Annotated in this window: 10 protein-coding genes; 9 read left to right on the top strand and 1 reads right to left on the bottom strand. The window is 70.9% G+C overall.

Annotated elements, in window-relative coordinates:
* Positions 1-133 precede the first annotated feature (133 nt).
* A complete protein-coding gene (locus EOT10_RS16425) occupies positions 134-1,162 on the bottom strand; it encodes a LacI family DNA-binding transcriptional regulator (RefSeq protein ID WP_223281004.1) in 1,029 nt (342 codons plus the stop codon).
* A 169-nt stretch (positions 1,163-1,331) separates the two neighbouring features.
* On the opposite strand from EOT10_RS16425, the gene EOT10_RS16420 reads away from it, so the two are divergent.
* From EOT10_RS16420 to EOT10_RS16380, 9 genes are all read left to right on the top strand, one after another.
* A complete protein-coding gene (locus EOT10_RS16420; RefSeq protein ID WP_127828965.1) occupies positions 1,332-2,405 on the top strand; it encodes a C45 family autoproteolytic acyltransferase/hydrolase in 1,074 nt (357 codons plus the stop codon).
* A gap of 18 nt (positions 2,406-2,423) precedes the next feature.
* Complete coding sequence (locus EOT10_RS16415) at positions 2,424-4,073, top strand: amidohydrolase (RefSeq protein WP_127828964.1); 1,650 nt, start codon at positions 2,424-2,426, stop codon at positions 4,071-4,073.
* On the top strand, positions 4,070-5,119 hold the full coding sequence (locus EOT10_RS16410; protein WP_223281003.1) for an ABC transporter permease: 1,050 nt from the start codon (positions 4,070-4,072) through the stop codon (positions 5,117-5,119). Before EOT10_RS16415 ends, EOT10_RS16410 begins: the two co-directional genes overlap by 4 nt.
* Positions 5,116-5,991: an ABC transporter permease gene (locus tag EOT10_RS16405; RefSeq protein WP_127828963.1), complete on the top strand. Its 876-nt coding sequence runs from the start codon at positions 5,116-5,118 to the stop codon at positions 5,989-5,991. Before EOT10_RS16410 ends, EOT10_RS16405 begins: the two co-directional genes overlap by 4 nt.
* Positions 5,988-7,010: an ABC transporter ATP-binding protein gene (locus EOT10_RS16400; protein WP_127828962.1), complete on the top strand. Its 1,023-nt coding sequence runs from the start codon at positions 5,988-5,990 to the stop codon at positions 7,008-7,010. Before EOT10_RS16405 ends, EOT10_RS16400 begins: the two co-directional genes overlap by 4 nt.
* Positions 7,007-7,813 carry an ABC transporter ATP-binding protein gene (locus tag EOT10_RS16395; RefSeq protein ID WP_127828961.1) on the top strand — a complete coding sequence of 269 codons (807 nt, stop codon included), beginning with the start codon at positions 7,007-7,009 and terminating at the stop codon, positions 7,811-7,813. Before EOT10_RS16400 ends, EOT10_RS16395 begins: the two co-directional genes overlap by 4 nt.
* Positions 7,814-7,827: 14 nt before the next feature.
* Positions 7,828-9,483, top strand: coding sequence for an ABC transporter substrate-binding protein (locus EOT10_RS16390; protein ID WP_189491650.1), 1,656 nt, complete (start codon positions 7,828-7,830; stop codon positions 9,481-9,483).
* A gap of 672 nt (positions 9,484-10,155) precedes the next feature.
* A complete protein-coding gene (locus EOT10_RS16385) occupies positions 10,156-11,079 on the top strand; it encodes an NADP-dependent oxidoreductase (protein ID WP_127828959.1) in 924 nt (307 codons plus the stop codon).
* A gap of 33 nt (positions 11,080-11,112) precedes the next feature.
* Positions 11,113-12,060 carry an AraC family transcriptional regulator gene (locus EOT10_RS16380; RefSeq protein ID WP_127828958.1) on the top strand — a complete coding sequence of 316 codons (948 nt, stop codon included), beginning with the start codon at positions 11,113-11,115 and terminating at the stop codon, positions 12,058-12,060.
* The last annotated feature ends 6 nt before the right edge of the window (positions 12,061-12,066 follow it).

Raw genomic sequence — 12,066 nt, 5'->3', positions numbered from 1 at the left:
CGGAGGTGTGCCCTGGCCGGGGACGGTGGCGGGGCGGCGAGTCGCCTGCCATCCGGAACGGCGCAGGTGGTGTTCCGGGTGCTACCCAGGTGGATGCGTCGTACGGGAGGGCTTCCGGTGAACGGGGGGCGTGTCAGCCGCTCGTGTGGGCCCGCCGGGAAGACGCCCGTACCCGGAACCGGCCCGTCGTCAGGATCGGGCCCGCGCTCGGCTCGCCCGCGATGCGCGCCTGGAGGAGGTCGAGCAGCGCCAACGTCGTTTCCTCGGCGTGGAGTTCGACCGCCGAGATGGCGGGCCTGCTGTGCCGGGTGTGCTCGGAGTCGGAAGCCGTGGCGAGCAGCGTCCGGTCGGGTACGGCGACGCCACGAGCCGTGAGGCCCGTGAGCACACCGGCCGCCTGACGGCCCGTGTGGCACAGGATCGCATCGGGGATCTCGTCGTCCACGATCGCCTGCGCCACCTCCTCGCCGCCGCGTTCGCCGGCGCGCTCGGCCGACAGGTAGACGCGCGGCGTGATCCCGACGCTCTCGCACCATGCGCGGTACGTCGCCTCGCTGTCGATGTTCCACGCGTTGGGGTCGGTTCCGCGCAACAGGACGATCGACCGGGCACCGGCTGCGGCGAAGTGCTCGTAGATGCGCCGGAAGGTGGAGATCTCGTCCTCGGTGGCCCAGTCGGTGAAGTCGGGGCGGCTGGGATCGCGCCCCAGCGTCACGTACGGGATCCCGCGCCGTTCGAGGAGATCGATCACCGGATCGTCCACGTGAGGCATCGTCACGATGTAGCCGTCGAGCGACAGCGCGAGTGGTGGTGTCGGCCGCTTGGTCGGGTCACGCACGAGCATCAGACTGAGTCCGCGGTCCATCGCCTGCGCCGAGGCGGCGCCGATGTAGCGGGTGAACAAGTCGACGCCCGGCGGCGCGTACTCGCTCAGCGCGTCCAGTGATCGCATGACGAGTCCGATCGCCCCCACCGGCGAACCCCGCAGACCTCGCGCGAGCGCGTCGGCCTGGTACTCCATCTCCTCGGCTGTGGCGCGGATGCGCAGTCGCGTGGCCGCGCTCAGTGTCCCGGTGTCGTTGAGCGCCATCGAGACGGCCGCGACGGAAACCCCCGCGCGCTGGGCGACATCGCGAATGGTCACGCCCTTCGAGCGAGCCACGACGACCTCCTCCATCTGCACTTTCCGCTACCGCCCGGGCGCGGAAAGTGACATGACGCACACCGTTGTATTAAACGTTTTACCAACTTAGCGTGTCGCCCACTTCTCACTGTGACTGGCCTCACAAGCAAAGGTCGAAGAGCAACAGCAAAGGTCGAACGGCAACACGATGAAGCTGCACACACTTCGCACGACCACTTCCGACCCCCACGCCCGTGGACGCGAGATCGGCACGCGATACGCGGACCAGGTGCGTGACGTCAGCGCCCGGTACCTCGCGCATTTCGAGGTTCTGGGCATCTCGGGGACGACCGTCCGCGACACCGCCGCCCGCAGTCACGACGCCTTGCGCGACTGGTACCCGGGTCTGGCCGAGGAGTCCGACGGAATCGCCGAGGCGGCCGGGGTCGAGCCGTGGCACGTGGCCGCGGTCGGCGCACGGACCGAGGTGCTCGCCGCGGCGCCCCCCGGGAAGGGCGAGTGCACGACCGCCGTGTACGCGCCGCCCAACGGCGGGCCACCCGAGACGATCCAGACGTGGGACTGGCACGACGCGCTCACCCCGGACGGCCTCCTGCTGTCGCTCGCGACCGGAACAGGGCGCCGGGTGAAGCTCTTCACCGAGTTCGGCACGGCCACGAAGATCGGGGTCAACGACGCCGGCCTCGGCCTGCACTTCAACATCCTGAGGCACCGCTCCGACAGCGCCACCGGCGGAGTACCCGTCCATGCCGTCGCGCGTCGGGTTTTGGAAGAGGCGACGACGGTGGCGGAGGCCCGCGACATCGCCGCCTCCGCCACTCTGAGCGCGTCGACCGTGCTGACCGTCGCGAGCTACCGGGACGGTCACGCCGAAGCGGCGTCCATCGAGATGTCACCCGCCGGCATCGCCGTGGTGCGGCCCGGCACCGACGGCTGGGTCGTTCACACGAACCACTTCCTCGATCCCGCCCTCGCCGACGGCGACGCCGGCACCCCGGAATCGCTGTCGGCCGAGCGGTACGAGCACGCGCGCGGTGTGCGGGGCGGCATGTCGGGCCGCTCCGCGCCGGAGCGCGCGGCAGCCTTCTGCGGGGGCGAGGGTGCAGGCGCCGTGGTGTGCGTCCACGCCGACACGTCCCAGCCGGGCCACGAACAGTGGGGGACGTTGCTCACGGCCTCTCTCGACCTTCCCCGCTTCGCCCTCCAGTACCGGGCGGGCAACCCCGACACCGCGGCCCGCGAGGGTCTCGACCAGTTCTGAGGAACGAAGAGGAACCCGATGGACAACGACGTGACCACGACGACCGCTCATCTCTACCGCAACGCCCGCATCTTCACCTCCGACCGGCGCACCTGGGCCGAGTCGCTCGTGGTGGTGGGCGACAGGCTCGCCTACGTCGGCGACGAGGCCACCGCGACACGGGTGGCCGGACCGGACGCCCTGGTCCACGACCTCGACGGTTCGACCGTCCTCCCCGGATTCGTCGACGGCCACGCGCACGTCGTCGGCACCGGCGAAGCGGCGTCCCAGGTCGATCTCTGGGGCGCCAACACCGTGGAGGAGATCCAGCGGCGCATCGGGACGTGGGCGCGGGAGAACCCCGACGCACCGCGCGTGCTCGCCACCGGGTGGAAGCACGGTGACATACCTGGCGGCGTACCCGACCGCGGCATGCTCGACGCCGTCGTCGCCGACCGGCCCGTCTACGCGCAGGCCTACGACTTCCACTCGATCTGGCTGAACTCGGCGGCCCTCACCGACGTCGGCATCGACGGCGCCACCGCGTCACCGCCCGGGGGAACGGTCCACCGGGACGAGACGGGCGCGGCCACCGGCCTGGTCGACGAGACCGCGATGCACCACCTCGTGTGGCCGGTGCTCGACGGTTTCACCACGGACTCCGACCGCGACGAGGCCCTGGCGGTCGCCCTCGCCGCGTACGCCGAGTCCGGGGTCGTCGGCTCGACCGAGATGGCGCTGAACGAGGACGACTACGCGGCGATGCGCCGTGCCGACGCGGCGGGGCAACTGACCACCCGCATCAGCGCGTTCTGGCGCGTCCAGCCCACCGGCGACGAGGCCCGGAACCTCGCCCAGGTCGAGCGCGTGGTCGAACTCGCCACCCACCGGACGACCCCGTTCCTGCGCGTGACCGGCATCAAGGTCATGGTCGACGGAACCGTCGACGGATGCACCGCATCCCTCGGCAGGCCCTACGCGAACGGCACGAACGCCGACCCGATCTGGAGCCTCGCCGAGCTCGCCCCCGTGGTGGCCGCCGCCGACGCGGCCGGCCTCCAGGTCGCCATGCACGCCATCGGCGACGAGGCGACCCGCGTCGCGATCGGCGCCGTCGAGCACGCCGTCGCCCTCAACGGCCCCAAGGAGCGCCGCCACCGCATCGAACACCTAGAAGTCGTCGACCCCGCGGACATCGGCCGGCTCGCGGCACTCGGCATCACGGCGAGCATGCAGCCCGTCCACGCCGATCCGGCCATCCAGGAGAACTGGCGACGTGTACTCGGTGACGAACGGGTCGAACGCGGCTTCCCCTGGCCCGAGATGACCGACGCCGGGGCCACCCTCGTGCTCGGCACCGACTCCCCGACCTCGCCGCACGCGCCGCTGCCCAACATGTTCATCGCGGCGACGCGGCGTTCGGCACTGGATCCGTCGCTGCCCGCCAACCTCGCGCACTACGCGCTGCCGCTCGCCGACGCGATCGTGCACGCCACGCGTGACGCCGCCTGGGCGAGCCGCTCCGAGCACCTGCACGGCCGCCTCGCCGAGGGGCTGTACGCCGACTTCATCGTGCTCGACCGGGACATCTTCGCCCGGCCGCTCGAGGAACTGCTCGACACGCGCGTGCTGCGAACCGTCGTGGGCGGCCGCGCGGTCCATCACACGCAGCCGGAGGTGACCCGATGAGCGACGCGACCATGACCCCACCCTCACCCTCACCCTCGTCCTCACCCGTCCCGTCAGGACAGGCCGAGGCGAAGGCGAAGCGGCGGCACGGCGGGGCGATCCTGCGGTTCGTCTCCGTTCGCGTCGCGGGCCTCGTGGTGACCTTGTTCATCGCGAGCCTGGTCGTCTTCGGAGCGCTCTACGCCGCGCCGGGAAACCCGCTCACGTATCTCACGCACGGCCGCACCATGACCCCCGAGGCGATCGCCGCGATCAAGGCCGAGTACCACCTCGACGACTCCATCTGGCAGCAGTACCTGAGGTGGCTGGGCGGCGTGCTGCACGGCGACTTCGGCACCTCGATCATCTACAACCAGCCGGTGTCGTCGCTGGTCGGCAGCCGCGCCTCGGTGACCACACTGCTCGTCATCATGGCCGCGGCGATCGTCCTGGTGGTCGGTCTGGCCATCGGCACGCTCGCCGGCCTCAGGCCCGGCTGGCTGTCCCGGTCGGCCATGGCCGGCGCGACGGGGGTCATGGCGGTACCGACCTTCGTCGGAGCGGTCGTGCTGATCGTCGTGTTCGCGGTCGACCTGGAGTGGTTCCCGGTGTTCGGCGCCGGCCGCGCGGGCCTCGACGAGGTCTACCACCTGGTCCTTCCGTCGGTCGCGCTCGCCCTCGCGTCCGTCGCGTTCGTCGCGCGACTCGCCCAGACCGCGGTCCGCGCGGAGCTGTCCGCCGATCACGTGCAGACGGCGATCAGCCGCGGACTGCCCCGCGGGGCCGTCGTGCGCAGACACGTGATGCGCAACGCCGCGATGCCGGTGCTCACCGTCGCCGGCCTCACGATCGCGGGCCTCATCGCGGGCAGCGTCGTCGTGGAACAGGTCTTCCAGCTCGGCGGGCTCGGCCAGTTCCTCGTCAGCTCGGTCCAGCAGAAGGACTTCCCCGTCGTACAGGCCATCTGTCTGCTGTACGTCGCCGCCTTCATCGTGCTGAACACCCTCATCGACATCGCCTACACACTGCTCGACCCGCGCGTGTCGATCGGGAAGAAGGACTCATGAGCGCAACAGCAGCGGTACGCCGTACCGGGGCCCGGAAGGCCGGCCGGCGGACGACGCTTCGCACGAGCGGCATCGGCATGTCCGGCTGGGTGGCGGTCACGCTCCTCGGACTCGTCGTCTGCTGCGCCCTCCTCGCGCCGCTCCTCTCGCCGCACGACCCGAACACCGTCGATCTCTCGGGCGCTTACCAGAGTTCGAGCGGTACGCACCTGTTGGGCACCGACGCGAGCGGGCGGGACCTGCTCGCGCGCCTCGTCCACGGCTCCCGGACCGCCCTCGTCGGGCCGTTCCTCGTCGTGGTGATCTCGACGCTCCTCGGGACGGTCCTCGCGCTCGCGGCCGTGTGGTTCGGCGGATGGTTCGACCAGATGGTGGTGCGCGTCGTCGACGCGGTGTTCGCCTTCCCCGGCCTGCTCCTCGCGATCCTGGCGACCGCCCTGTTCGGTTCCGGCCTGCCGGCCGCCGTCGTGGCGCTGTCCATCGCCTACATCCCCTACATCGCACGGATCGTGCGGAGCGCCGCGCTGCGCGAGCGCAACCTGCCCTACATCGCGGCGCTGCAGGTCCAGGGCGTGCACGGGATGCGGATCGCGCTGCGGCACATCCTGCCCAACGTGGGCGGCCTGATCGTCGCCAACGCCACCCTCGCCTTCGGGTTCGCCCTGATGGACCTCGCGGGTCTCTCCTTCATCGGCCTCGGGGTGCAGCCGCCGACCTCGGACTGGGGCGCGATGGTCGGCACCGGCATGGCCGGTGTGCTGCAGCAGCACCCGCAGGAGGCCCTGTACGCCAGCGCGCTCATCGTCATCACCGTCGGCGCCGTCAACATGCTCGGCGACCGGCTCACGGAGCGCTGGGAGGCCCGCTCGTGAACGCACTTCTCGAAGTCGAGGATCTGACAGTCCAGTTGCCCGTCGGGGGCGAGCTGCGCACCGTACTGCGCGACGTCTCGTTCTCGCTCGACCGCGGCAGCACGCTCGGCCTGGTCGGCGAGTCCGGCTCGGGCAAGTCGATGACGGTGCGCACCATCGCGCGCCTGCTCCCCGACGGCGCCGACGTCCGGGGCGGTGTCCGCTTCGACGGCGCCGAGGTGTTCGACCTGCGCACCGACGCCCTGCGGTCCTACCGGGCCAAGGACGTCGCGATGATCTTCCAGGACGCGCGGGCCTACACGAACCCCGTCCGCACGATCGGCGACTTCCTCACCGAGGCGATGCGCATCAACGACAAGATGCCGAAGTCCGCCGCCCGCAAGCGCGCGCAGGAGCTGCTCGCCGAGGTCGGGATCTCCGACCCGGAGCGCCGGCTGCGGCAGTTCCCGCACGAGCTCTCCGGCGGTCTGCTGCAACGTGTGATGATCGCCGCCGCGGTCGCCGCGCGGCCCCGGCTCATCCTCGCGGACGAGCCGACGACCGCGCTCGACGTCACCACGCAGGCGGAGGTGATGGCGATCCTGCGGCGCATGCAGCGCGAGTACGGCATGGCGATGCTCTTCATCACGCACGACCTGGAACTCGCCGGCGCCGTGTGCGACGAGACGATCGTGCTGTACGCGGGCCAGGTGATGGAGCGTCAGGATTCGAAGCGGCTGCACGAGGACCCGCTCCACCCCTACACCGCCGCACTGGTGCAGGCTCGGCCCGAGATCGACCGGCGCGTCGAGCGGCTGCCCGCCATCGCCGGTCACCCCACCACCGCGTACGAGGCGCCGGACGGCTGCGCGTTCGCCCCGCGCTGCCGCTTCGCCGAGGAGGAGTGCAGGGCGGGGGTGCCGCCCCTGCTGCAGATCGGCCCGTCGCAGACCCGGTGTGTCCGAATGCCCGCACTGCGCGGCCAGTTGGTGCCGCAGGAGCACGTCGGCTCCGCTTCGAACGAGGAGGTCCAGCGATGACCGAACCGCTGCTCGTGGTCGAGCACCTGACCAAGACGTTCGGCCACGGGCGTGCCCAGGCGACCGCGGTCGCCGACGTGAGCTTCGCCCTCGCGCCGGGCGGATCCCTCGGCATCGTCGGCGAGTCCGGCTCCGGCAAGACGACCACCGCGCGGATGATCATCGGCCTGGAGCGTCCCTCAGGCGGCCGCATCACGTACCGGGGCGAGGACCGGACCCATCCGGCGCGTTCCGCCCGCAGCCGCCGTGAGCGGGGCCGGGACATCCAGATCGTCTTCCAGGACCCGTACACCTCGCTCGACCGCCGCCAGCGCGTCGGCGACTGCCTCGCGGAGGTCGTCGGCGTGCACTCCCGGCTCGGCCGCGACGAGACCAGGAAGCGCGTGAGCGAACTCGCCGAGCTCGTCGGACTCGACGACCGGCAGCTCGCGGCACTGCCGAGGTCACTGTCCGGAGGGCAGCGCCAGCGCGTCGCCATCGCCCGCGCGCTCGCCGCCGATCCGGCCGTCCTCATCCTCGACGAGGCCGTGTCGGCCCTGGACGTCTCGATCCAGGCCCAGATCCTCAATCTGCTCTCGGACATCCGGCGCAAGCGTGGCGTGAGCTACCTGTTCATCAGCCACGATCTCGCCGTCATCCGCCAGGTCACCGACGACACGATCGTCATGCGGCACGGCGCAGTCGTCGAGCAAGGGCCCACCGCCGACGTGCTCGACAACCCCCAGGACCCCTACACCCGCCTGCTGCGCGACAGCGTCCCGCGCGGCGGATGGGACCCCGAAACCCTCACCGCTCGACACTGACCAGGAGTTGCGCCATGAACTCACCCCACCCGCGCGGACGGACAGCGGCGTTCGCCGTCGTCGCCGCCACTCTCGTGCTGGCCGGCTGTTCCGGAGGCGGAGGCGGCACCACCGGCACCGACGCGGCCAAGTCCTCCGACGCGCTGACGACCTTCACGCCGAAGGGCTCGGGCTCGGTCGACAAGATCACCTGGAACGTCTTCCAGGGCGAGCCGCAGACCGTCGACCCCTTCCAGTCGGCCGACTACACGCCGAACATGATCAACTCGAACATGTGCGAGACCCTGCTCGCCCAGACGCCCGACTTCAAGATCAAGCCCAATCTGGCGACGTCGTACACGAACCCCGACCCGAAGACCTGGGTCTACAAGCTGCGCAGCGGCGTCACCTTCTGGGACGGCTCGCCCATGACGGTCGACGACGTCGTGTGGAGCATGCGCCACAACATGACGGACAAGTCGAGCTTCTACGGCTACCTGTACGCGAACGTCGCCTCGGTCACGAAGAGCGGCACCGCCGAAGTGACCGTCAAGCTCAAGAAGCCCGACTACCTCTTCAACGACGAACTGGCGAGCTACGCCGGTGTGGTCGTCCAGAAGAAGTTCTACGAGCAGCACGGCAAGAAGGTCGGCACGCCCGGCGTCGGCGTCATGTGCACGGGCCCGTACAAGTTCGCCAAGTGGACGCGGGGTCAGTCGATCACGGCCAGCCGCTATGACGGCTACTGGAACAAGTCGCTGCCCCTGAAGGTGAAGAACATCGACTTCACCTTCCTGACCGACGACTCCGCGATCACCTCAGGCCTGCTCTCGGGCCAGATCGACGGCACGTACGGTCCGCCGATGGCCGGCCTGTCCCAGCTGCGGGCGTCCTCGGCGGGCAAGCTCTACTCGGGCCCCGCACCCCTGGCCGTCACGCTCGTGGTCGCGAACCACAAGGGCGCGATGGGCAACGCCGACGTGCGCAAGGCGCTCCAGATGGCCATCGACTGGAAGGGCATCGGCAAGCAGGTGTACGGCGGTGAGGGCACCCCTGCCTCGCTGCAGACCGTTCCCGCCGTGTACGGCTTCGCGAAGGACGGCCTGACCCCGTACGCCGACTCGGTCAAGACCGACGGCACCGCGAAGATAGACGCCGCCAAGAAGCTGCTCGCCGGCGTCCCGGCCGACGTGAAGTCGAAGCAGATCAGCCTCGTGGTCCCGCAGCAGGCGGAGACGCAGCAGCTGGGCGTCGGGATCAAGGACGCGGCTGACAAGATCGGCCTGAAGTTCAAGCTCGACGTCGTCCCCGCGACCGGCTACTCGAACTACCTCTACGACCCGGCGACGCGCGGCAGCACCGACCTGCTGTACACGCAGTTCTGGCCGAACATCCCGAACCCGCTCGACTGGCTCGGCCTCACCGCGGTGACCGGCGGCACCTTCAACCAGTCCGGCTACAAGGGCATCGACGGGCTCTACGCCAAGGCGGTCGGCACGAAGGACGAGAGCGCCCGCTCCAAGCTGGTCGTCCAGATGGAGACGAAGCTGCACGACGAGATGAACCCGATGTTCTCCGGCATCCAGCTGACGAACGACGTGTGGCTCGGCAGCAAGATCACCGGCGCACCGGCGGCGTTCGACTACGTCTACTACCCGTGGGCGGCACACCTCACGGGCTCGGCCAAGTAGGCGTCACGCGACTCCACTTGGGCCCAAGGCGGGGAACCCGGCGGCAAACCCGCCGGGTTTCCTGCTCAGGGCGGCCGCCCGCTCGGAGCATGGTTCCTGCCTAGGGCCGGTGGACGTGCAGGGAGTCCGCTGATGTGGCCCGACTGGATGATCGGGGCGTGGTGGACCCCGCCGTCGATCTCGTTGTGGACGGTGCCGGGGCGGGGCATCGAGTCCGTGGCCGGTCCCGCAGAGCGTAGATCAGGGCGCGGAGTTCGGCGGTGGTGACGGAGCCCGTACCGATGAGGTGTTGCAGGTGCGTCCGGCATCGGGTCCTGGCGGCCGTGCGCGACTGCTGCACGAGTGAGGCCCGGCCCGGCCTGCAGTCGCCGTTTCCTCAGTTCGTCGCCGAACTCGGTGGACGGCTCCGGCGTGAATTCCGGGGGCGGGGTGCCGCATTCCCCGGACGAGGAGCCGGTCTGTGCGGTTCGGCTTCCCCGGACGAGGAGCCGGTCTGTGCGGTTCGGCCGCGGAGGTGGAAGCGGCGCCCGCGCTGACCTCGCCCACCGTGATCAAGACGCTGGGACATGTAGGCGAGACGGAAGGCTATTCAGGCGCTCGTTCCGGCTTCCTAGGGTGGAGGCATCGAGAGGGGCTGGCCCTTCAACCCGGCCCGGACAAGGGAGAGTTATCGTGCGTGCAGTGATTCAGAAGTCCTTCGGTGGTCCCGAGGTGCTCGAGGTCGTCGAGGCCGAACGGCCCAGGCCGCTCTCCGGTGAGGTCCTCGTCAAGGTCCGTGCCGCCGCGGTCAATCCGGTGGACGTGGCCGTCAGGGCCGGTGCCTTCCCGCTGCTCGGCGAGCCGCCGTTCGGCGTCGGCTGGGACATCTCCGGTGTGGTCGAGGAGGCCGCCCCGGGCAGCCGGTTCGCCGTGGGCGACGAGGTCTACGGCATGCCGTTCTTCCCCCGCGCCGCCCAGGGATACGCCGAGTACGTCGCGGCCCCGTCCCGCCAACTGGCCCGTAAGCCCGCCTCGGTCGACCACGTGCACGCCGCCGCCGTCCCCCTGGCCGCTCTCACCGCCTGGCAGGGCCTCGTCCAGGCGGCCGGCGTCAAGGCGGGGGACCGGGTCGTGATCCAGCGGGCGGCGGGCGGGGTCGGCCACTTCGCCGTACAGATCGCGAAGGCGCGAGGCGCCCACGTGATCGCCGTCGCCAGTGCAGGGCGGCACGACTTCGTCCGCGGTCTCGGCGCCGACGAGGTCATCGACTACCGGACCACCGACTTCACCGACGTAGTCGACGATGCTGACATCGTCCTCGACTCGCTTGCGCAGGGAGACGCTTCGCTCCGGGCGCTGCGGCCGGGCGGCGTACTCATCAGCGTCCTGGAACACGGCAACCCGGAACTCGCCGCGCGGGTGGAGGCGGCGGGGCGGCGCTTCGCAGGCATCTCGGTCGAGCCGGACTACGCGTCCCTCGAGGCCATCGCCGCTCTCGTCGACGCGGGCGCGATCCGGCCGCACGTCGAGGAGACATTCGCGCTGGAGGACGCGGGCAAGGCCCACGAACTCGTCGCCGGGGGACATGTACAGGGCAAGATTGTCCTGACGGTCTGACCGGGGCGGGCCGCAGCAGGGAGGCGGGACCGGATGGACATCCTCACCGAGGCGCTGGCCTCGATGCGCACGGGACACCCCGCGTCCGTCCGCACGAACGGCCGCGCTCCCTGGGGCCTGCGCCTCCCACCGGTCGTCGGCGCCGGATTCCACGTGGTCCTGTACGGCAGCTGCTGGCTGATCCCGCTGGAGGACTCCGCCCCGCACCTGAAGGCGATCCCGCTCGGCGCCGGCGACGTCGTCTTCCTGCGCGACGGGCGGGGACACATCCTCGCCGACCACCCGTCGAGCCCGGCCGTGGTGCCCACGGCCGAGCAGGTCCGGGAGGGATCGCCGATCGGCTCGGTCAGCCTCGGCGGGGACGGGCCCGAGACGCGCCTGCTGTGCGGCAACTACCACCTGGACCAGGGCCGCCCGCACCCCCTGGTGCGCCAGCTGCCCGAGGTGATCCATCTGCCGACAAGGAACGGCCGCCACCCGGAGCTCAGCGCGGCGGTGCAACTCCTCGGCGCCGAGCTGGAGAACCCCCGCATCGGATCGGACGGCATCGTGCCCACGCTGATCGACTCGCTGCTCCTCTACATCCTGCGGGCCTGGCTGGACGACCAGCCCGCGTCCGCCGCCCACGGCTGGGCCGCGGCCCTCGGTGACTCGGCGGTGGCGCCCGCGCTGTCGGCGATCCACGACGATCCGTCGGCCACGTGGACGGTCGAGGCGCTTGCCGGCCGGGCGGGGCTGTCCCGCGCGGCGTTCGCCCGGCGGTTCGCCGCACTGGTGGGCGAGCCGCCGATGGCCTATCTGACCCGCTGGCGCATGACGACGGCGGCCCGCCTCCTGCGGGAGTCCGACGCGCCCCTGACGACGGTCGCGGCCCGCACCGGGTACGGCTCGGAGTTCGCCTTCGCCAAGGCGTTCAAACGGGAGTACGGGCTCGCCCCGGGCGGCTACCGGCGGCAGGCCAGGGCGGCGGGGGCGGCGTAGGCGGGC

Origin of the sequence: Streptomyces antnestii, assembly GCF_004005495.1 — a bacterium.
Lineage (GTDB): Bacteria > Actinomycetota > Actinomycetes > Streptomycetales > Streptomycetaceae > Streptomyces > Streptomyces antnestii.
Note: the sequence above shows the minus strand (reverse complement) of the source record. Positions and strands in the feature narration are given on the sequence as shown.

Coding starts and splice junctions, on each gene's coding strand:
- EOT10_RS16420 (WP_127828965.1), top strand. CDS start 1,332: ATGAAGCTGCACACACTTCGCACGACCACTTCCGACCCCCACGCCCGT.
- EOT10_RS16415 (WP_127828964.1), top strand. CDS start 2,424: ATGGACAACGACGTGACCACGACGACCGCTCATCTCTACCGCAACGCC.
- EOT10_RS16410 (WP_223281003.1), top strand. CDS start 4,070: ATGAGCGACGCGACCATGACCCCACCCTCACCCTCACCCTCGTCCTCA.
- EOT10_RS16405 (WP_127828963.1), top strand. CDS start 5,116: ATGAGCGCAACAGCAGCGGTACGCCGTACCGGGGCCCGGAAGGCCGGC.
- EOT10_RS16395 (WP_127828961.1), top strand. CDS start 7,007: ATGACCGAACCGCTGCTCGTGGTCGAGCACCTGACCAAGACGTTCGGC.
- EOT10_RS16390 (WP_189491650.1), top strand. CDS start 7,828: ATGAACTCACCCCACCCGCGCGGACGGACAGCGGCGTTCGCCGTCGTC.
- EOT10_RS16380 (WP_127828958.1), top strand. CDS start 11,113: ATGGACATCCTCACCGAGGCGCTGGCCTCGATGCGCACGGGACACCCC.